Annotated in this window: 21 protein-coding genes; 15 read left to right on the forward strand and 6 right to left on the reverse strand. The window is 69.6% G+C overall.

What is annotated here, in order from left to right:
- The 6 genes from TPR58_RS14040 to rph all read right to left on the reverse strand — a co-directional run bounded on the left by TPR58_RS14040 (position 1) and on the right by rph (position 4,070).
- Positions 1–528, reverse strand: a complete 528-nt coding sequence (locus tag TPR58_RS14040; protein ID WP_346247320.1) for a phage tail protein — start codon at positions 526–528, stop codon at positions 1–3.
- A 182-nt stretch (positions 529–710) separates the two neighbouring features.
- Positions 711–1,259, reverse strand: coding sequence for a phage tail protein (locus TPR58_RS14045; RefSeq protein WP_346247321.1), 549 nt, complete (start codon positions 1,257–1,259; stop codon positions 711–713).
- A gap of 15 nt (positions 1,260–1,274) precedes the next feature.
- Positions 1,275–1,808, reverse strand: coding sequence for a phage tail protein (locus tag TPR58_RS14050; protein ID WP_346247322.1), 534 nt, complete (start codon positions 1,806–1,808; stop codon positions 1,275–1,277).
- A 35-nt stretch (positions 1,809–1,843) separates the two neighbouring features.
- On the reverse strand, positions 1,844–2,374 hold the full coding sequence (locus tag TPR58_RS14055; protein WP_346247323.1) for a phage tail protein: 531 nt from the start codon (positions 2,372–2,374) through the stop codon (positions 1,844–1,846).
- A 290-nt stretch (positions 2,375–2,664) separates the two neighbouring features.
- Positions 2,665–3,357: an RdgB/HAM1 family non-canonical purine NTP pyrophosphatase gene (gene rdgB / locus TPR58_RS14060; RefSeq protein WP_428835719.1), complete on the reverse strand. Its 693-nt coding sequence runs from the start codon at positions 3,355–3,357 to the stop codon at positions 2,665–2,667.
- The gene (rph, locus tag TPR58_RS14065) at positions 3,357–4,070 is read right to left on the reverse strand and encodes a ribonuclease PH (protein ID WP_346247325.1); all 714 of its coding nucleotides are present in this window, start codon (positions 4,068–4,070) and stop codon (positions 3,357–3,359) included. The genes rdgB and rph overlap by 1 nt, the downstream gene beginning before the upstream one ends.
- Before the next feature lie 127 nt (positions 4,071–4,197).
- On the opposite strand from rph, the gene TPR58_RS14070 reads away from it, so the two are divergent.
- The 15 genes from TPR58_RS14070 to TPR58_RS14140 all read left to right on the forward strand — a co-directional run bounded on the left by TPR58_RS14070 (position 4,198) and on the right by TPR58_RS14140 (position 20,641).
- Positions 4,198–4,692: a DUF6438 domain-containing protein gene (locus TPR58_RS14070; RefSeq protein WP_346247326.1), complete on the forward strand. Its 495-nt coding sequence runs from the start codon at positions 4,198–4,200 to the stop codon at positions 4,690–4,692.
- A 22-nt stretch (positions 4,693–4,714) separates the two neighbouring features.
- Positions 4,715–5,353: a DUF6438 domain-containing protein gene (locus TPR58_RS14075; protein ID WP_346247327.1), complete on the forward strand. Its 639-nt coding sequence runs from the start codon at positions 4,715–4,717 to the stop codon at positions 5,351–5,353.
- 79 nt (positions 5,354–5,432) lie between these two features.
- Positions 5,433–6,476 (forward strand): heat-inducible transcriptional repressor HrcA, encoded by a 1,044-nt coding sequence (hrcA, locus tag TPR58_RS14080; protein WP_346247328.1) that lies wholly within the window; start codon positions 5,433–5,435, stop codon positions 6,474–6,476.
- A 32-nt stretch (positions 6,477–6,508) separates the two neighbouring features.
- The gene (grpE, locus tag TPR58_RS14085) at positions 6,509–7,060 is read left to right on the forward strand and encodes a nucleotide exchange factor GrpE (RefSeq protein ID WP_346247329.1); all 552 of its coding nucleotides are present in this window, start codon (positions 6,509–6,511) and stop codon (positions 7,058–7,060) included.
- 160 nt (positions 7,061–7,220) lie between these two features.
- On the forward strand, positions 7,221–8,396 hold the full coding sequence (locus TPR58_RS14090; protein WP_346247330.1) for an MFS transporter: 1,176 nt from the start codon (positions 7,221–7,223) through the stop codon (positions 8,394–8,396).
- A gap of 94 nt (positions 8,397–8,490) precedes the next feature.
- On the forward strand, positions 8,491–11,265 hold the full coding sequence (locus tag TPR58_RS14095) for a hybrid sensor histidine kinase/response regulator (RefSeq protein WP_346247331.1): 2,775 nt from the start codon (positions 8,491–8,493) through the stop codon (positions 11,263–11,265).
- A 10-nt stretch (positions 11,266–11,275) separates the two neighbouring features.
- The gene (locus TPR58_RS14100; RefSeq protein WP_346247332.1) at positions 11,276–11,650 is read left to right on the forward strand and encodes a hypothetical protein; all 375 of its coding nucleotides are present in this window, start codon (positions 11,276–11,278) and stop codon (positions 11,648–11,650) included.
- An 80-nt stretch (positions 11,651–11,730) separates the two neighbouring features.
- Complete coding sequence (locus TPR58_RS14105; protein WP_346247333.1) at positions 11,731–13,560, forward strand: DUF885 domain-containing protein; 1,830 nt, start codon at positions 11,731–11,733, stop codon at positions 13,558–13,560.
- Positions 13,561–13,564: 4 nt separating this feature from the next.
- A complete protein-coding gene (locus TPR58_RS14110; protein WP_346247334.1) occupies positions 13,565–14,065 on the forward strand; it encodes a GNAT family N-acetyltransferase in 501 nt (166 codons plus the stop codon).
- A gap of 124 nt (positions 14,066–14,189) precedes the next feature.
- The gene (locus TPR58_RS14115) at positions 14,190–15,641 is read left to right on the forward strand and encodes an MATE family efflux transporter (RefSeq protein WP_346247335.1); all 1,452 of its coding nucleotides are present in this window, start codon (positions 14,190–14,192) and stop codon (positions 15,639–15,641) included.
- Between the two features lie 40 nt (positions 15,642–15,681).
- Complete coding sequence (gene hemB, locus TPR58_RS14120) at positions 15,682–16,668, forward strand: porphobilinogen synthase (RefSeq protein WP_346247336.1); 987 nt, start codon at positions 15,682–15,684, stop codon at positions 16,666–16,668.
- Positions 16,665–17,210 (forward strand): GNAT family N-acetyltransferase, encoded by a 546-nt coding sequence (locus TPR58_RS14125; protein ID WP_346247337.1) that lies wholly within the window; start codon positions 16,665–16,667, stop codon positions 17,208–17,210. Before hemB ends, TPR58_RS14125 begins: the two co-directional genes overlap by 4 nt.
- Entirely contained in the window at positions 17,207–17,743 is a 537-nt protein-coding gene (locus tag TPR58_RS14130) for a GNAT family N-acetyltransferase (RefSeq protein ID WP_346247339.1), read from the forward strand. Before TPR58_RS14125 ends, TPR58_RS14130 begins: the two co-directional genes overlap by 4 nt.
- Positions 17,740–18,300, forward strand: a complete 561-nt coding sequence (locus tag TPR58_RS14135; protein WP_346247340.1) for a GNAT family N-acetyltransferase — start codon at positions 17,740–17,742, stop codon at positions 18,298–18,300. Before TPR58_RS14130 ends, TPR58_RS14135 begins: the two co-directional genes overlap by 4 nt.
- A gap of 28 nt (positions 18,301–18,328) precedes the next feature.
- The gene (locus TPR58_RS14140) at positions 18,329–20,641 is read left to right on the forward strand and encodes a spermidine synthase (RefSeq protein WP_346247341.1); all 2,313 of its coding nucleotides are present in this window, start codon (positions 18,329–18,331) and stop codon (positions 20,639–20,641) included.
- Positions 20,642–20,678 lie beyond the last annotated feature (37 nt).

Below are 20,678 nucleotides of genomic sequence, written 5' to 3' on the forward strand. Positions count from 1 at the left end.
TCAGTTGCGTGACGGGAAAAGCCCCTGCAGCGCGATGCAATAGGCAAGCGCGGTGTAGGGCTGCATATTCTCATGGGGCAGGGAGCCGCCGCCGATGCCGATCGTGGTCGGCGCCAGCATGACCGGCGTGGTCTGCGCGCCATAGGCCGCGGCCGGCTGTCCGCCCGCCCGGCTTGCCGCGAAATAATTGCCGGTGGGCGCAGTCGTGTCGCCCGCATCCCGCGTCACCTGCCACAAATGGGTGTGCGACGGCATCTGCGACGGGATCAGCGTCACGGTTTCGCTGCCGGCCTGCTGACCCCAGGCATAGCTGCCCAGGGGCCCGGTACCCATGCCGACCACGGTACGTCCGCGCATGTCGGGCAGGGCGAAAGTCGTGGTGCCGTTGCCGCCATAGGTCGTGCCTAGCAACGCGAACAGCACCTGGTTCTGCTGTATCGTCAGGATCTGGCCCGAACAATAGGCCCAGGTCTTGGGAGCGAACGAATATGGAAACAGGCGGATCTCGCCCACATATTGCTGGCTCATATGCCCTCCCCCAGAGCAGCGATCATCGCTTCATCGTCCGGTCTGAACGCGGACGACGAGAGGGCTAACCGATGGGGCGGGGGGCCGATAGCCCCGATTCCGTCGATTATGGGTGTATCTCCCGGCGGCCATGGCGCGGTCTCACCGTAGCGACCCGCGCAGCGTCGGTTGCGGTGCACCCGTCAACTGCGCTGCGGGAAAAGGCCCTGCGTCGCGATGCAATAGACCATCGCGAGAAAGGGCTGCCGGTTCTCATGCGCCTCGCCCGCGCCGGTCGGCTGGATCATATCGGGCAGGAAGGTGTCGGGGTCGACCAGGGGCGGATCGTTGAAGGCCGAGCCCGGAGCGGCTGCGCCAGCAAAGCGGGACAGATGATCCCCCGCGGCAGGCACGCCGTGCATGTTGGTGGTCCCGCTCCGCTCGACCCTGGCAACCGCCGGGTGGTTATGCGCGGCAAGCTGATCCAGCGTCAGTGTCACGGCGATCTCGCCGGCGCTCTCGTTCAGCGCATAGCGGGTCAGGCCGCGTCCCTGGCCCTGGCCCGCCACGGCAGCGCCCTGAAGGTCGGGGACGGCGAAGGTCGTCGTCCCGTTGCCGCCATAGGTGCTGCCGATCACGTCGAACAGCCGGCGATATTGCACGACGGAGTGGACGGTGCCGTCACAGCGTAGCCAGCCGAGCGGCGCAAAGGGGAAGCTGATGGCGCGGACTTCGCCGATGAACGGATTCATGGTGGTTCCCTCGCGTCAGTTGCGTGACGGGTAGATGCCCGTCAGCGCGATGATGAAGTTCAGGGCGGTGATCGGCATGCGGTTCTCGTGCGCCTGGCGCCCGCCCGTCGGCACGATGCTGTCCGCGGCCAGCACCGCGTCGATCTGAATGCCGGCACCGGGCGCCAGGTAGAACAGGGCCTCGTTCGCCGGTGCTCCGGGAACATGTTGCCCGGGCTGGGGCGACCTGCCGGCATCGGCCGAGACGATGACGCCGTGGCTGTGCGCGGCGACCTGTTGCGCGGTCAGCGTCACGTTCTCGGTGCCCCCCGTTTCGGCGAGCGGGCGGTTGGTCAGTCCGGTGCCGCGGCCCTGGCCGATCGGAATGCGACTGCGCAGGTCGGGCACGCCGAACGTGGCCCGACCATCCCCGCCATAGGACGTGCCCAGCAGCGTGTGGAGCAGCTCATACTCGGCAATCTCCAGCAGGGATCCGTCGCAGAAATGCCAGTTCCGGGGGGCGTAATTGCCGGCAAAGGGCCGGATCTCGCCGATGAAGGGATTGCTCATGTCGATATCCTCGCAAATGCGGTGGATGCGTGGGCTCAGTTGCGCTGCGGATCGGCGCCCTGGAGCGCGATGCAATAGGCCAGCGCGAGATAGGGCTGCATGTTCGTGTGCGGCCGCGATTCCCCACCGGGCCCGATCGTCGTCGCCGCCATCAGGACCGGGTTCGTGAGTGCAGCGGCATAGGCGGCGGCTGGCTGCGCGTTCGATCGGCCTCCGGCGAAGTAATTCGACGCAGGCGATGCCTTGTCGCCCGTATCACGCGTCACCTGCCACAGGTGGCTGTGCGACGGTATCTGGTCCTGGACCAGCGTGACGCTCTCCAGGCCCCCCTGCTGCCCGATCAAATAGGTCGCGCCGCGACCGGTCCCCGAATGGATCAGCGCGCGACCACGCATGTCGGGCAGGGCAAAATTGGTGATTCCGTCCCCACCATAGGTCGTGCCGATCAGCGCGAACAATCGCTGGTTCTGCGACCTGTTGAGCAACTGGCCCGCGCAATAGGCCCATGTGCTCGGCGCGAAATCGAAGGAAAACAGGCGGATCTCGCCAAGAAATTGCCGGCTCATATGCTCTCCCCGGACAGCAACGGCCGCAAGCGGCCGGACATGAGTCTCGGGGCGCGGCAGGCTAGGGCTAGGGCATGGATCGGTTGGCCGATAGCCGCGATCCAGTCGAGAATGGTGGTTTGTTGCGACTGCGAAACGACTGATTTGCGGGGGCGGTTCGCGCGGCCGGAAACGATTCCAGCGGGTTGGCGGCAAAGTCGGCGCTGCGCGCCGGACGGCACGGCCGTCGTTCGTCCGGACGATGCGGTCCCATCGTCCGGACGAACCGGGATTGATCTGGCTGGCTGGGCTCAGCCCGTGAAGACGGCATCCACCAGCTGGCGGAACGCGTCCGCCCGGTGGCTGATCGCGTGCTTGGCGTCGGGGTCCATCTCGCCGAATGTCTGCTCGCCGTCCAGCGGCAGGAACATCGGGTCATAGCCGAAGCCGCGCTCGCCGCGCGGCGGCCAGACGAGCGTGCCGTCGACCCGCCCCTCGAACCATTCGACATGGCCGTCGGGCCAGGCGAGCGCCAGCGCGCAGACGAAGTGCGCGCTGCGCGACGTGCCCTCGGGCAGCGCCGCCAGCTTGTCCTCGACCCGGCGCATCGCCAGGTCGAAGTCGCGCGCCGCGCCGCCCGCGACCGGATCGACGCCCGGCAGCCCCGGATCGGCCATGCCCCAGCGCGCCGAGAAGATGCCGGGCGCATCGCCCAGCGCCTCGACGCACAGCCCGCTGTCGTCGGCCAGCGCGGGCAGGCCCGACAGGTCGGCCGCCTGCAACGCCTTCAGTTCGGCATTGGCGACGAAGGTCGTGCCGGTCTCCTCGGGCTCGGGCAGGTCGAGCTCGGCGGCCGAGACCGGCTCGATGCCATAGGGGCCGAGCAACTCGCGGATCTCGCGCACCTTGCCTTCATTGTGGCTGGCGATCACCAGCTTGCCGGGGGCAAGCTGGCGGATCGCCTGGCGCGGTGCCGCGCGTTCCTGGTCGCTCTCGTCGATCATCATCCAACCGCCTTCAACTGAGCGGCGAAGATATCCTTCGCGCCGATCCGCGCAAGCCGCAGCAGGCGAAGCAGCGCTTCCTCGTCATAGCAGGCGCCCTCGGCGGTCGCCTGGACCTCGGCCATCTTGCCGTCGGACAGCAGCACGAAATTGCCGTCGGCGTCCGCCGCGCTGTCCTCGTCATAGTCCAGGTCGAGCACCGGCGTGCCCTGGTAGATGCCGCAGCTGACCGCCGCGACCTGCTGCCGGATCGGATCCCTGGTCAGCTGGCCGCCAGCGATCAGTTTGTTCACCGCCAGCCGCAGCGCGACCCACGCGCCCGAGATCGCGGCGGTACGGGTGCCGCCGTCCGCCTGGATCACGTCGCAGTCGAGCGTGATCTGGCGTTCGCCCAGCGCCTTGAGGTCGGTGACCGAGCGCAGCGACCGGCCGATCAGCCGCTGGATCTCCTGGGTGCGGCCCGACTGCTTGCCCTTGGCCGCCTCGCGGCTGCCGCGGGTGTGGGTGGCGCGGGGCAGCATGCCATATTCCGCCGTCACCCAGCCTTCGCCCTTGCCGCGCAGGAACGGCGGCACGCGCTCCTCGATGCTGGCGGTCACCAGCACGCGGGTGTCGCCGAAGCCGATCAGCACCGACCCTTCCGCATGGCGGGTGAAGTTGGGCTCGATCGAGATCGTTCGCATCTGGTCGGGGGCGCGGCCGGAAGGGCGCATGTGCTTCAGTCTCCTGCAAGGTTCGACGCGGCACCTAAGCGTTTGTCGGGGGCGGCGCCAGCCCGCAGCTTGCCCGACGGCAACCAGAGCCGGCCTCGGGGGTTGGGCGATTCAAGGGAGAATGACGATGCGGTGGATGATCCTGGGCGTGGCGGCGCTGGCACTGGCGGGCTGCGTCCCCCGCAGCGACCGGCCGGTCGCGATCGAGGGCGATTCGGTGACCTATGCGACCGGGCCCTGTTTCGGCGCCTGCCCGGTCTATTCGGTGACGCTGCGCCCCGACGGCAGCGGCGTGTTCACCGGCAAGCGCTTCACCAGGGTCGAGGGCGAACGCCCCTTCAGGACGACGCCGGCCGCCTATCAGGCATTCCTCGCCCGGCTCCAGCCCTATCGCCCGGAAAGCGGTGTCCGGCGCTACGAACGGGGCAGCGCGGGGTGCGAGCAGCCGGTCACCGACATGCCCAGCGTCGACATCAGCTGGACGCGGATGATCGGCGACAGCCAGCAGCTCTATTATTATTTCGGCTGCAATCTGGAGAAGAACCGGGCAATGGCCGACGCACTGGGCAACGCGCCCGAGGCGATTCCCGAGCTGGAAGCGCTGATCGGCGAGCGGCCCTGATCGACGATTCGCCGGGGGACGAATGCGAGGATTTCGAACGGCGGCACTTGCCGCGCTGATTCTGCTGTTGTCAGGGTGCGGCGACGACGTGCCCGCCAAGCGTGGGCGCCAGCGGCCGATGCCGGGCGGTGTCGCGACCGGCGCGCCGTCGCCTGTCTCCCTGCCGACGTCGCTCGCATCGCCGGCGCCGGCGGGGCCCCGGTTCGATCCGAGCTCGATCGAAATCGGCTATGGCCCGTGCGAGGGCCAGTGCCCGGTATTCACCATCACCCTGTTCGCCGATGGCCGCGGCATCTTCGACGGCAAGGGTGCCGGGCCGTTCACCGACATGGACACGACGACGCTGGTCGGGTCGCGCACCTTCAAGGTGTCGCCCCAGACCTATCGCGAGGTGGTCGCGGCGCTGGAACCGGTGCGCCCGTCGGGCCGGCGGATGATCGTCGAGAACGAGCCCGGCGAATGCGCGGACCATATTCCCGACGGCGCCTCCCGCTCGATCGCCTGGGCGGGCGAGGCGGGCCGGTCGGATGCGCTGCACTGGGCGACCGGCTGCGTCGAACCGCGCTATGCGCCGATCCAGCGCTCGATCAACTCGGCGCTGGCGAAGCTGCCGGTGATCGAGTGGATCGGCCTCACGCGCCGCAGCAGCGCGATCGAATAGCCCCGGACCCGGCCCCGAACCCGGCGATGCCGCACGCAAGCCCGTTGAGGCAGCGCCGGATGCGTCCTACATCGCTGGCATGAACAGCCCGCCGATCCACGAACTGACCGACCGCGCGCGGGGCGTGTTCCGCATCCTCGTCGAATCCTATCTCGACAGCGGTGCGCCGGTCGGTTCGCGCACCATCTCCAGGATTTCCGGCCTCAACCTGTCGCCAGCGTCGATCCGCAACGTCATGCAGGATCTCGAGGAACTGGGCCTGCTCGCCGCGCCGCACACCAGCGCCGGGCGGATGCCGACCGAGATCGGCCTGCGCCTGTTCGTCGACGGGATGATGCAGGCGAACGAGCCCTCGGCGGAGGAACGCGCCGCGATCGAGGCGCGCGCGGGCGAGGGCGGCCCGATCGAGGAGGCGCTGGCCAATACCGCTTCCGCATTGTCGGGCCTTTCGGCCTGCGCCGGCATGGTGCTGGTGCCCAAGCGGGAGCCGGTGGTGCGCCAGTTCGGCTTCGCCCCGCTGGGCGGCGACCGCGCGCTGGCGGTGCTGGTCGGCACCGACGGGTCGATCGAGAACCGCGTCGTCGACCTGCCCGCGGGGATGGACCCCGCCTCGCTGCAACAGGCCGCCAATTATCTCAGCGCGACCCTGTCGGGCCTGACGCTTGGCGAGGCGCGCGCGCGGATCGATCGCGAGATCCGCGCCGAACGCGCCGCGCTGGACAGTGCGGCCCGCACCCTGGTGGAGCGCGGCCTGGCGCTGTGGAGCGAGGATAGCGGCCACCGCCCGGTGCTGATCGTTCGCGGCCAGGCGCGGCTGATCGACACGGCGGCGGCCGAGGATCTCGACCGCGTCCGCCAGCTGCTCGACGAGCTGGAGGGCAAGGAGGAGATTGCCCGGCTGCTCGACAGCGCGCGCGACGGCGAGGCGACGCGAATCTTCATCGGATCGGAAAACAAGCTGTTTGCGTTGTCCGGGTCGTCGGTCATCGCGAAACCGGTCCGCGCGCTCGACGGGCGGGTGGTCGGGGTGGTCGGCGTGATCGGCCCGACGCGGTTGAACTATGCGCGTGTCGTGCCCATGGTGGATTTCACGGCTGCGACGATGGCGCGCCTCTTGGGGTAAAGTGACAGGACGATATGGCGAAAGACGAGACGATGGACACTGCCGAAGCGAATGCGAACGAGAGCGAGACGCTGCGCGACGAGACTGCCGCGGAAGCGCCCGAAGTCGCCGAGCATGACCGGCTGACCACGCTGGAGGCCGACCTTGCCGAGGCGAAGGCAGCGGTCCTTTATGCCCAGGCCGAAACCCAGAATGTCCGCCGCCGCGCCGAGCGCGAGGCAGCGGACGCACGCACCTATGCCGCCACCGCCTTTGCCCGCGACGTGCTGTCGGTCGCCGACAATCTGAGCCGCGCGCTGACCACTATCCCCGCCGAACTGCGCGAGGATGACAAGTTCAAGGGCCTGGTCGTGGGTCTCGAGGCAACCGGGCGCGAGATCGACTCGGTCTTCTCGCGCCATGGCATCACGAAGATCGTCGCGATGGGCGAAGCGCTCGACCCCAATCGGCACCAGGCGATGATGGAAATCCCCAGCGCGGACGCCGAACCCGGCACCGTCGTCCAGGAAATCCAGTCCGGCTACATGATCAAGGACCGCCTCCTGCGCCCCGCGCTGGTCGGCGTGGCCAAGAAGCCCGACTGAGCAAAGCGGGGCGGGCCCGCCCCCAACCGTCCCCCGGCCGCAGTGGCTGGAATGCCGGGGTGACGGGGAGGGTGCGGCTGTGTTGCACACCCAAACCTTGGTTTGCCTTTTCGGGGAGTGTCGGCGCACCTAGATCGCGGCTCTATCGGAAGGGCACGCCATGCACGGAACCACCACCCCCGCACTGTCCCGCGGCCTCGTGCTCGCGATGGCGGCGGCTGCCGGCGTCGGGGTCGCCAACATCTATTATAATCAGCCGATGCTGGCGGTGATGGAAGGCGAGCTTCCCGGCAGGCTGACCGCGTTCGTGCCGACCGTGACCCAGATCGGCTATGCCGCCGGACTGTTCCTGCTGGTGCCGCTGGGCGACCTGGTCGAGCGCAAGCGGCTGATCGTGGCGCAGTTCGTGCTGCTTGCGGTCTCGCTGGTGTTCGCGGGGATCGCCGGCGGCGCCTGGTCGCTGCTGGCGGCATCGCTGGGGATCGGCATCTTCGCGACGGTGGCGCAGCAGGTCGTTCCGCTGGCGGCGCATCTGGCGGTTCCCGAGCGGCGCGGCGCGGTGGTGGGGACGGTGATGGCCGGGTTGCTGGGCGGGATCCTGCTCAGCCGGACGGTCGCCGGGTTCGTCGCGACCCATGGCGGGTGGCGCGAGATGTTCCTGCTGGCCGCGCCGATCGCGCTGGCGATGGGCGGGTGGATGGCGCTGCGCCTGCCGCGCAGCCGGCCCGATGCGCGGATCGGCTATGGCGCGCTGCTCGCCTCGCTGGTCCATCTGTGGCGCGAGTTTCCCGCCCTTCGCCGCGCGGCGATCACCCAGGCGCTGTTGTTCGCGGGGTTCACCGCCTTCTGGACGGTGCTGGCGTTCCGGCTGCAGGAACCGCGCTTCGGCCTCGGGGCGGACATTGCCGGGCTGTTCGGGGTGGTCGGCGCGGTGGGCATTGCCGCGGCGCCGCTGGCCGGGCGCGTGGCGGACGCGCGCGGGCCGCAGCTGGTGATCGTGTCGGGCGCGGCGCTGGCCTTGCTGTCCTGGGCGATCTTCGGGCTGTGGACCTCGATCGCGGGCCTGGTGGCCGGGGTGATCCTGCTCGACTTCGCGATCCAGGGCGTGCTCGTGTCGAACCAGCATATCGTCTATGCGCTGCGGCCCGAGGCGCGCGCGCGGCTCAACACGCTGTTCATGGGCGCGATGTTCGTGGGCGGCGCGGCGGGATCGGCAGCGGCCACGGCGCTGTGGAGCGGCTGGGGCTGGACCGGGGTGGTCGCGTTCGGCGCCGCAGCTTCGGCACTGGCGACCGGCGTGCAGGCGATCGGGGTGGCAGCGCGCGGGCGGGGTTGAGCGGATCGACCCGGCAGGCGGATCGCCATAGCGAGTAGCGGCGATGTAGCATTGGTTGACACAAAGTCGCCGCTTTACCATCTGTCGCCGCGACATGGCATCCCGACAGACGCGCAACGTTTCGCTCACCCCCGAGCTCGACCAGTATATCGACGACCAGCTCGCCATCGGCGAATATGGCAATGCCAGCGAGGTCGTGCGCACCGCGATCAAGCTGCTGCGCGACGGCGGCACCCCTGCCGCCCCGGTCGATCCGACCGATCATGGCTGGCTGATCGGCACCAGCGCGTGCGCGCGGATCATCCGCAACATGGACTGGTCGCTCAATCCGCTGGGCCCGATCGGCCTCTGGTCGCCCGAGCTGAAGACGACCGTCAGCAACGTGGTCAACTCGCCGGTGCCCAAGGTGCTGATGTGGGGCCCCGACCATGTCATGATCTACAACGACAATTACAGCCTGATCGCCGGCGCCAATCATCCCGCCGCGCTGGGCGGGACGGTGCCGGGGATCTGGCCGGAGATCTGGGACTTCAACCGCAAGGTGCTGGAGGCCGGGTTCCGCGGCGAGACGATGTCCGCGCTGGAACAGACATTGGTCCTCAACCGCAACGGCACGCCCGAGGAGATGGTGTTCGACCTGTTCTACACCCCCGTCCATGAAGGCGGGAAGGTGGGCGGCGTGCTGTGCACCGTGGTCGACATCACCGAGCGGGTCGAGGTGCGCCGCCGCGCCGAGCATCGCGAATATGAGCTGCGCACGATCGCCGACGCGCTGCCGGTGCTGATCTCGTATATCGACAGCGACCTGACCTATCGCTTCGCCAACCGCTTCTACGAGAACTGGCTGGGCGTGCGGGCGGAGGACGTCGTCGGCCGCAGCGTGCGCGAGATCGTCGGCGAGGAGACCTTTGCCGAGCGCCGGCCGCTGATCGAGCGCGCGCTGAAGGGCGAGACGGTGATCGCCGACACCACCATGCCGCACCAGGACGGCGTCAAGCGCGCCTGCGAGGTCCATTACCTGCCGCGCGAGCAGGACGGCCGGGTGATCGGGTTCCATGTGCTGGTGTTCGATATCCAGGACCGCGTCGACCGCGAGGCCGACCTGGCGCGCCAGGTGCGCCACCGCACCCGCGCCGAGCAGCAGTTGCGCCAGCTCAACGAGACGCTGGAGGCGCGCGTGATCGAGGAGATCGCCGAGCGCCGCCATGCCGAGGCGGTGCTGATCCAGTCGCAGAAGATGGAGACGGTCGGCAAGCTGACCGGCGGCGTCGCGCACGATTTCAACAACCTGCTGCAGGTCGTCTCGGGCAATCTCCAGCTGCTGGCCAAGGACGTCGCCGGCAACGACCGTGCCGAGGCGCGGGTCGCCAATGCGCTGTCGGGCGTGTCGCGCGGCGCGAAGCTGGCGGCACAGTTGCTCGCCTTCGGCCGGCGCCAGGCGCTGGAGCCGCGAGTGGTCAACTCGACGCGGCTGGTGCGCGACATGGACGACATGCTGCGCCGCGCGATCGGCGAGGGGATCGAGGTCGAGACGATCGTCGCCGGCGGGCTGTGGAACAGCTTCATCGATCCGGCGCAGCTGGAAAATGCGCTGCTGAACCTGGCGATCAACGCGCGCGACGCGATGGAGGGCACCGGCAAGCTGACGATCGAGCTGGGCAATGCCAGCCTGGACGACGCCTATGCGCGGACCCATGCCGAGGTGACGCCGGGGCAATATGTCATGCTGGCGGTCAGCGACACCGGATCGGGCATGACGGCCGAGGTGCTGGAGAAGGTGTTCGAGCCGTTCTTCTCGACCAAGAGCGAGGGCAAGGGATCGGGCCTGGGGCTGTCGATGGTCTATGGCTTCGTCAAGCAGTCGGGCGGCCATGTGAAGATCTATTCGGAGCCGGGCGAAGGCACGACGGTCAAGCTGTACCTGCCGCGATCGACCGCGCCCGAGGATGTCGAGGTGATGGTCGATTCCGGCCCGATCGTCGGCGGGACCGAGACGGTGCTGGTCGTCGAGGACGACGACGAGGTCCGCGCGACCGCGATCGAGCTGCTGACCGACCTGGGCTACCGCGTGCTGAAGGCGGTCGACGCGACCAACGCGCTGAGCGTGATCGAGAGCGGCATTCCGATCGACATCATCTTCACCGACGTGGTGATGCCCGGCCGGCTGAAGAGCCCCGAGCTGGCGCGGATGGCGCGCGAGCGGCTGCCCCATGTCGCGGTGCTGTTCACCTCGGGCTATACCGAGAATTCGATCGTCCATGGCGGGCGGCTGGATCCCGGCGTCGAGCTGTTGTCCAAGCCCTATACGCGCGAGCAGCTGGCGCGGCGGCTGCGCCATGTGGTCGCCAACCAGCAGCAGCGCGGCGTCGCGGGCACGCGCCCGATCGAGGCGGCGCCGCCGATCCTGCCGGTCGAGGGCGTGCCCGCGCCCGTGCCGGCGACCCGCGTCGCCGCGCGACCGGTCGCACCGGCGACGGTTCTGCTGGTCGAGGATGACGACCTGATCCGGGCGAGCACGTCGGACATGCTGCAGGAGGCGGGCTATCTGGTGATCGACGCGGGCAGCGCCGAGGATGCGCTGGTCGCGCTGCAGACCACCGGGATCGACGTGCTGGTCAGCGACGTGAACCTGCCGAGCATGAACGGCCCCGAGCTGGCCGAGCGCGCGCGGGCGATCCGGCCGAGCATCGGGGTGGTCTTCGCCACCGGCGACCGCCACGCCCCGGCGGCGGGCGCGGTCGACGGCGCGGTGATCCTGGCCAAGCCCTATGACGGCGCGCAGCTGGGCCAGGCGGTAGCGCAGGTGTCGCCCCGCAGCCCGGCCCGCACCGCGAGGGCGGACGATGCCGAGGAGGCGCTGGCCGAGTGAGCTGCCGCAGGTGACGCATCGGGTCACGGGGTGGAAGCTGCCGCCGGCGGCGCGCGAGATGCTGCTCGGCCGCGTGCCACCGCGCTACGGCCGCGTGGTGGCCGATCATGTGACGCTGCGCTTCGACACCGGCGACGGCACGCCGATACCGGTCGAGACCGAGGGCGAGGTGATCGGCGTTGCGGACGATGGCGACGGCGTGCAGGCGCTGGTGGTGCGCATCGCCGGCACGACCGAGCGCGGCGACGGCAGCCATTTCCACATCACCTGGTCGCTGGGACCGGATCGCAAGGCGAAGGAAAGCAACGACGTGATCGCCGCGCGGGGATGGACGGCGATGGCGCCGGTGCGGATCGGGCTGATCCCGGCGCGGTGGGATCGGTAGGGGCGGCTTGAGGTTGCGGGATGCGCGGCCTCGACCGGGGCGGGTGGGCTGGTTAGGGTTGGGCTACGCAAAGGGGACCGATGACCATGACCGCCAGTTTCGACCGCCGCCAGTTGCTTGCCGGAATCGGCACCGCCGCCGTTGCTGCCGGCCTGCCCTCCGGTGCCGCCGCCTTCGTCGCGCCCGACAAGGACGCACGGCTCGATGCGCTGTTGATGCGGCAGTTCGAGGCGGGGCTGGTCGAGGATCCGACCGGGGCGACCAGCCTGGCGCTCGATACCGGCGCGCGTGCGGCGTTGCGCAGTCGCTTTCCCGACTGGAGCGCGGCCGGGCGGGCGGCGAAGGCGAAGCGGGTGGACCGGAACCTTGCCGAGCTGCGCGCGATCGGACGCTCGGGGCTCGGCGACCAGGCGGGGCTTGCCTGGGACTGTGCCGAGTTCGACCTGCTCGCGCGGCAGCGTCTGAATCGGTTCCGCTATCACACCGGCGGCTTCTGCCATCGGCCGGGGCCCTATGCCGTCACCCAGCTGGGCGGATTCTATACCGGGGTCGGCACCTTCCTGGACAGCCAGCATCCGGTGAAGACCCGCGCCGATGCCGATGCCTATATGGCGCGGCTGGCGGCGGTGCCGGCGCTGATCGATGCCGATACCGCGCTGGTGAAGAAGAATGCCGCGGCCGGGGTGATCGCGCCGCGCTTCATCCTGGACAAGGCGTTGCAGCAGCTGGCGCGGCTGCGCGACGGCGAGCCGGCGTCGAAGACTTTGGTCTCGTCGATCGCGCGGCGCAGCGGCGAGATCGGCCTGAGCGGCTATGGCGATCGCGCGGCGGCGATCTTCGCCGGGCCGATCCGCGCCGCGCTGACCCGGCAGATCGAGGCGCTGACCGCGCTGCTGCCGCGCGCCGGCGATGCGCCGGGCGTGTCGGGCCTGCCCGAGGGCGAGGCCTATTATGCCGCCGCGCTGGCGCAGCATACGACGACGACGATGACCGCGGACGAGATCCACCGGCTAGGGCTGGAGCAGGTCGCCGACCTGAATGCGCGGATGGATACGCTGCTGAAGGCGCAGGGCTATCGCGACGGGAGCATCCGCGACCGGCTGGCGGCGCTGGGCAATGCGCCGGGCCAGGCCTTCGCCAATACCGATGAGGGCCGCGCCGAGCTGCTCGCCTATCTCAACGGCCGGCTGGTCGCGGTGCGCGAGCGGCTGCCGCGGGTGTTCAGCCGCCTGCCCAAGGCGCCGTACGAGATCCGCCGGGTGCCGCCCGAGATCGAGATCGGCGCGCCGGGCGGGTCGGCCCAGGCGGGCACGCCCGACGGGTCGCGGCCGGGAATCTTCTTCATCAACCTGCGCGATACCGGCGAATGGCCGCGCTATACCCTGCCCACGCTCGCCTATCACGAGGGCGCGCCGGGGCACCTGTTCGAGGGCGCGCTGAAGTACGAGGATGCGGGGCTCCCGATTTACCGCCAGACCGCATCGGTGACGGCCTATGGCGAAGGCTGGGGCCTGTATGCCGAGCAGGTCGCCGACGAGCTGGGCATGTATGACGACGATCCGCTGGGCAAGATCGGCTATCTCGCCTCGTTCGCGTTCCGCGCGGCCCGGCTGGTGGTCGATACCGGCATGCACGCCAAGGGGTGGAGCCGCGACAAGGCAGTCGAGTATCTGGCGGCGACCTCGTCGAAGATCAGCGCGGCGCAGACCGAGATCGACCGCTATATCGTCTATCCGGGCCAGGCATGCGCCTACAAGATCGGGCAGATCGCGATCAGCCGGCTGCGCGACGAGGTGGCGTCGCGGCCGGGCTTCACCCAGGCGAAGTTCCACGACACGGTGCTGGGCGCCGGGCGGGTGCCGCTGACCGTGCTGGAGTGGCGGGTGGGCGCGGCGTTCCCGGCGGCGTGAGGCCATGAGCGGATCCGCCGCCTGGCGGCCGATGCGGGCGGACGACCTGTCCGCGGTCGCGGCCATTTCCGACGCGGTGCATGGCGCGTTCACCGAGCCTGCGGCGGTCTATGCCGAGCGGCTGGCGCTGTATCCGCTGGGGTGCCATGTGCTCGCCCAAGAGAACGAGGCGGCGATCGGCTATCTGATCGGCCATCCCTGGCCGGCCGGCGCGGTGCTGCCCGCAATCGGCAAGCCGATCGGCGCGGTCCCCGAGGGCGCCGACGGCTATTATCTCCACGACCTCGCGCTGATGCCGGCGGCACGCGGCCGGGGTGCCGCGCAGGCCGCGGTCGCGCGGGTGCTGGCGCAGGCGCGGGCCGAGGGGGCGCGGGCGGTCATGCTGATCGCGGTCAACGGCGCCGACCGGTTCTGGCGGACACAGGGCTTTGCCGAGGTGCCCGGCGATCCGCCCTATGGCGACGGCACGATGACGATGCAGCTGGCGATCGACGCGAGCCGCTGAACCGTCACCATTTCGGCCGCGCCATCGCCCCGGCGCCGAACAGCACCAGCATCGCAATCAGCGCCGCGACCAGCGGCAGTATCGCCACTGGAACAACTCGCCCGCATCGCAGTAGTGTCGGGCGATGGCATCCTCCCCCAAACCGCGCCGCGACCTGACCCAGGGCGATGTCGGCCGCACCTTGCTGCTGTTCGCGCTCCCCACCCTGGGGTCGAACATCCTCCAGTCGCTCAACGGGTCGATCAATTCGATCTGGGTCGGGCGGTTCCTGGGCGAGAGCGCGCTGGCGGCGACCAGCAATGCCAACATCATCATGTTCCTGATGTTTTCCGCCGTGTTCGGCTTCGGCATGGCGGCGACGATCCTGGTCGGGCAGAGCATGGGCCGCAACGATGTCGAGGGCGCGCGGCGTGCCTTCGGGTCGGCGGTCGGGCTGGTGCTGGGCGGGGCGATCTTCGTATCGCTGCTCGGCTGGCTGTTCTCGCCCGCGATCCTGCGGGTGCTGGCGACCCCGCCCGAGGCGATGGCGATGGCCCAGGCCTATCTGCGGGTGATCTTCCTGGGGCTGCCCGCGGCGATGCTGCTGGTGCTGCTGATGATGGGGCTGCGCGGCGCGGGCGACGCGATGACGCCGCTGTGGTTCATGGGGCTCTCGGTGGTCGTCGATGCCGGGCTCAACCCGCTGCTGATCGCCGGGATCGGGCCGTTTCCGCGGATGGGCATCGCCGGATCGGCGACGGCGACGCTGATCGCCAACCATGTCGCGGCGATCGGCCTGCTGGTGACGCTGTACTGGCGCGACCTGCCGATCCGGCTGCGCGGGGCGGAGCTGAAATGGCTGCTGCCCGAACGCGCGCTGATGCGCACCATCATCGCCAAGGGGTTGCCGATGGGGGCTCAGATGCTGGTGATGACCTTTGCCGGGCTCACCATGATCGGGCTGGTCAACCGCGAGGGCGTCGAGACCGCCGCCGCCTATGCCGTCAGCCAGCAGCTGTGGACCTATATCCAGATGCCGGCGATGGCGATCGGCGCCGCGGTCAGCGCGATGGCGGCGCAGAATATCGGCGCCGGCCGCTGGGACCGGATCGCCCGGATCACCCGGTCGGGCCTGGTCTATAACTGCCTGATCACCGGCGCGATGGTGGCGGCGGTGATCCTGTTCGACCGGCCGGTGATGGCGCTGTTCGTCGGACATGACAGCCCGGCGATCCCGATCGGCCGGCATATCCAGCTGATCGCCAGCTGGAACTTCGTCCTGTTCGGCATGACGATGGTGCTGTTCTCGACCGTGCGCGCCAATGGCGCGGTATGGGCGCCGCTGATCGCGCTGATCGTGGCGCTCTATCCGGTCCGCATCGGCTTCGCGCTGACCGCGATGCCGTGGCTGGGGGCGGACGCGATCTGGTGGAGCTTCCCGCTGGGGTCGACCGCGACGCTGCTGATGGCCGCCGCCTATTATCGCTGGGGCAACTGGCGCCAGGGCCAGCTGACGGTTCCGCCCGAGCCGGCGCATCTCGAGGAACAGGCGCTGTCCGACGCCGAGCCGGCGGGGCGGCAGCAGCCCGCCGCCTGACGGCTTGCCTGAGACGGGCAACAGGCGCAGAAGCCCGGCCATGAGCCAGTATCCCGCGCTTCGCCTCCGCCGCACCCGTTCCACGGCCTGGAGCCGGCGGATGCATGCCGAGACCGTGCTGACCCCGGCTGACCTGATCTGGCCGCTGTTCGTCAGCGAAGGCGCCGACGAGGAGCCGATCGCCACGCTGCCCGGCGTCTCGCGCTGCTCTATCCCGAAGATCGTCGAGCGCGCGCGCGAGGCGGTGTCGCTCGGCATTCCCTGCATCGCCCTGTTCCCCAACACTCCCGGCGCGCTGCGCAGCGACGACGGGCGCGAGGCGTTCAATCCCGACAATCTGATGTGCCGCACGATTCGCGCGATCAAGGATGCGGTGCCGGACCTGGGCGTGCTGACCGACGTCGCGCTCGATCCCTATACCAGCCACGGCCATGACGGGCTGGTCGACGCCGCCGGCTATGTCCTGAACGACGCGACCGCCGCCGTGCTGGTCGACCAGGCGCGCGTCCAGGCCGAGGCGGGGGCCGACATCGTCGCGCCCAGCGACATGATGGACGGCCGCATCGGGCTGATCCGCGAGGCGCTGGAGCAGGGTGGGCACCACAATGTCCAGATCATGGCCTATTCCGCCAAATATGCCTCGGGCTTCTATGGTCCGTTCCGCGACGCCGTCGGCTCGCGCGGGCTGCTGAAGGGCGACAAGAAGACCTATCAGATGGACCCGGCCAATGCCGAGGAGGCGCTGCGCGAGGTCGGGCTCGACCTGGCCGAGGGCGCGGACAGCGTGATGGTCAAGCCGGGCCTGCCCTATCTCGACATCATCCTGCGCGTGAAGAGCGAGTTCCAGGTGCCGGTGTTCGCCTATCAGGTGAGCGGCGAATATGCGATGATCGAGGCCGCGGTCGCCGCCGGCGCGGGCGAGCGCGACGCGCTGGTGATCGAGACGCTGATGGCGTTCAAGCGCGCCGGCTGTTCGGGGGTGCTCACCTATCACGCGCCGCACGCCGCGCGGCTGCTGAACCCATGATCGAGACGGCGCGGCTGGTCCTGCGCCCGCCCGGGCCGGGCGACCGCGAGGCGCTGGTCGCGATCCTCAGCGATCCGGCGGTGATGGCCGACCTGTTCCCCGGTCAGGACCGGGCGGGGGCCGAAGCGTCGCTGGCGCGGCATGACGGCTATCGCGGCGAGGGGCTGGGTTTCCTGGCGCTCGAACGGCGCGAGGACGGGGCGATCATCGGCTTTTGCGGACTGAAGCCCGGCGCACCGAACTCGCCGATCGCCGGCATGGTCGAGGCGGGCTGGATCACTGGCCAGGCCTGGTGGGGCCAGGGCTATGCGCAGGAGGCGATGGCCGCGGTGATCGACGATGCCTGGGACTGGCTGGACGCGGACCGGATCGTCGCCATCACCTCGGCGGTGAACGAGAAGAGCCAGAAGCTGATGGTCCGGCTGGGCATGCACCGGCTGGCCGATGGCGATTATCTGACCACGTTGTTTCCCGACGGCCACCGGCTGCAGCCGACGGTCACCTTCGCGATTCAGAGGCCGGCGGACCGGGCGCGCGCGTGATCGAGACCGATCGCCTGATCCTGCGGCCGTGGCGCCAGGCGGACAAGCCGGTCTTCCACGCGCTGGTCAACACGCCGGCGATGATGGCCCATTTCGGCGGCCCGCCCGATCAGGCGGCGCACGACCGGATCATCGACCGCCAGATCGCGCTCCAGGCCCGCGACGGGCACTGCATGTGGGCGGTCGAGCTGCGCGACACCGGCGCGCTGGCCGGGGTGTGCGGGGTGCGCATCGGCGGCCATGCCGGCACGCCCGTGCCCGAGGAGCTCGAGATCGGCTGGCGCATCGGCGAGGCCTGGTGGGGGCAGGGCATCGCGCGCGAGGCGGCCGAGGCCAGCATCGCCTGGGGCTGGGCCAATACCGGCCGTCGGCGGATCGCCGCCTGGACCGTGATCGGCAATAGCCGCTCCTGGGGGCTGATGGAGCGGCTGGGCATGCGGCGGCGCACCGACCTCGACTTCGCCCATCCCGATTTTCGAGCCGGGGATCCCTTGGGCGCGATGATCGTCTATGCGATCGACCGACCGGCATGATTCTCACCGAACGCCTCATCCTGCGCGGCTGGACGCCCGCCGATCTCGACCCCTTCGCCGCGATGGGGCAGGACCCGCGCGTCATGGCGACTTTGGGACCGCTGATGTCCCGCGACGAGGTGGCGGCGCTGATCGAGCGGATCGAGGGCGTCCGCGCCGCGCACGGCCATTGCTTCTGGGCGATCGAGCGGCGCGAGGACGGCGCGTTCCTCGGCTTTTGCGGGGTGAAGCCGGGTGCCGAGGACACGCCGATCGAGGGCGAGATCGAGATCGGCTGGCGGCTGGCCCATGACCATTGGGGCAGGGGCTATGCCCGCGAGGCGGCGCAGGCCAGCCTCGACTGGGTCTGGGACCATCTGGCGGTCGACCATGTCGCCGCGATCACCACGCCGGGCAACAGCGCCAGCTGGGGCCTGATGGAACGGCTGGGCATGGTCCGCGCGCCACAGGACGATTTCGATCATCCCAAGGCGCAGGGGCATCTGATCCCGCACATCACCTATCGCATCGCCCGGCCCGCCGACCGGCCGGCGCCTGCGGCAGCGCATCGATCCTGACGCCGCCTTGCCTGGAGAGAATTCTGTCATGACCGACCAGGCGGAAAAGGACGCGGCGCCCGCGCCCGCGGCCACGCACAGACTGTTCGTCGCGGCGATCCTGGGCGGATCCTTCCTGCTGTTCCTCGTGCAACCGATGATCGCGCGCATGGCGCTGCCCAGGCTGGGCGGGGCGCCGGCGGTGTGGAACTCGGCGATGCTGGTCTATCAGGCGCTGCTGCTGGGCGGCTATGCCTATGCACACTGGCTCGGCCGGGTGCCGGTGCGGCGCCAGGCGCTGATCCATCTCGGCGTGCTCGCGGTCGCCGCGCTGTGGCTACCGATCTGGCTGTGGGACATCGACCTGCCCGCCGATGCCGAGCCGGGCATCTGGGTGCCCGGGCTGCTGGTCGCCTCGATCGGGCCGCTGTTCTTCGCCATCTCCGCCCAGGCGCCCCTGCTCCAGCGCTGGTTCTCGGTCGCCAGCGGCGGGCGCGATCCCTATGCGCTCTATGCCGCGTCCAACATCGGCAGCTTCGGCGGGCTGCTCGCCTATCCATTGCTGGTCGAACCCAACATGGCGCTGGGCAGCCAGAGCTGGCTGTGGACCGCGGGCTATGGCCTGGTCTTCGTGCTGATCGCCGGCTGCGCGCTGCTGCTGCCCAGGCGTGCGCCCGACGTGCCGCATGTCCGCCACAGCAGCGAGGCGCCGACCAGGCGCCGCATCGTCCACTGGATCGTGCTGGCGCTGGTCCCCTCGGGCCTGATGCTGGCGACCACCACCTTCCTCACCACCGACATCGTCGCGGTGCCGCTGCTGTGGGTGGTGCCGCTCGGCCTTTATCTGCTCAGCTTCTCGCTGGCGTTCCGCGACAGCCCGTTCCTCGACTGGCTGCTGCCCAAGCTGACCCCGGCCTTCCTGCTGATCGCCGGATCGACCTTCATCACCGGCAACCACGACTATCCCTATGTCAATGCGGGCATCGGCCTGTTCCTGCTGCTGCTGGTGGCGGTCTCGTGCCATCGCCGCATGTACGAGCTGCGGCCCGAGCCCGACCGGCTGACCGGCTTCTATCTCGCCATGTCGGTCGGCGGCATGCTTGGCGGCGTGTTCGCCGCGCTGATCGCGCCGCTCATCTTCGACTGGACCTATGAATATCCGCTGCTGATCATCGCCGCCGGACTGCTGGTGCCGCAGCGCTATCTGTTGCCTATCCTCGAAAAGCTGTGGCGCGGCGAGACGCAGGTCGCGCTGGTCAAGGCGCTGGCGGCGATCTTCCTGATCTCGCTGCTCGTGCTGATCGGCATTCGCGACCTGTTCGGCCTCAATGCCTGGGCGCAATCTTCCGACTTCGCCGACCGCACCGCCTTTCTCGGCGTGGCACTGATCGGCGTGGCGGCGATCGGCTGCCGCCCGGTCTTCGTCGCGGCGCTGATGGGCGCGCTGTTCCTGCTGGGCCTGCACCAGGCGCTTGAGGTGTCTGCCTCGGGTACGCGGATGCGCAGCTATTTCGGCGTCTACACCATGACCGATCTGCCAAATCTACGACGGCTGGCACACGGCACCACGCTGCACGGCGTCCAGCTCAAGGGTGCCTGGTCGCGTCAGCCCACCACCTATTATGTCCAGGGTTCGGGCGTAGGCCAGGCGATGCTCGCTGCCCCCGGCCTCTACGGACCCAGCGCGCGGATCGGCGTCGTCGGTCTCGGGACCGGTACGCTCGCCTGCTATGCGCGGCCCGGCCAGCACTGGCAGTTCTTCGAGATCGATCCGGCCGTGGTCACGCTGGCACGCGATTCGGGCGCCTTCACCTATCTCAGCCAGTGCGCGCCCGATGCGAAGATCGTCGTCGGCGACGCCCGCGTGCGGCTGGAGCAGCAGGCGGCCGGCAGCCTCGACCTGCTGGCGCTCGACGCCTTCTCGTCCGACGCGGTGCCGATGCACCTGATGACCGATGAGGCCTTTGCCGTCTATCGCCGCGTGCTGGCCCCGAACGGGCTGCTGCTGGTGCACATCTCCAACCGCTACATGGCGCTCGATCCCGTCGTCGCCGAGGCGGCTGCGCGCGGCGGCTGGCATGCCGCCGAGTTCCGCTACCAGCCGATGATGACCTTCACCGCCTCGCCCGATGCGCGCGGCAAGATCGCGGTCACCGCCGAGCCCGAGCCCGAGGCGTCCGCGTCCGACTGGATCGCGCTGTCACCCGATCCGGCGGTGCTCAAGCGGCTGGGCGACGCGACCCCCGGCTGGACCCCGCTGGAGCGCAAGCCGGGCTTCACCGGCTGGACCGACGACTATGCCTCGATCATCCCGGTGCTGCGCCCGGCGGCGATGCCGTGGGACAAGGGCGCGGGCGACTGAGATATATCTTGGCGTAGGAAGCTTCCTACGCCGACGC

Origin of the sequence: Sphingomonas rustica, from assembly GCF_039652585.1 — a bacterium.
Classification (GTDB): Bacteria; Pseudomonadota; Alphaproteobacteria; order Sphingomonadales; family Sphingomonadaceae; genus Sphingomonas; species Sphingomonas rustica.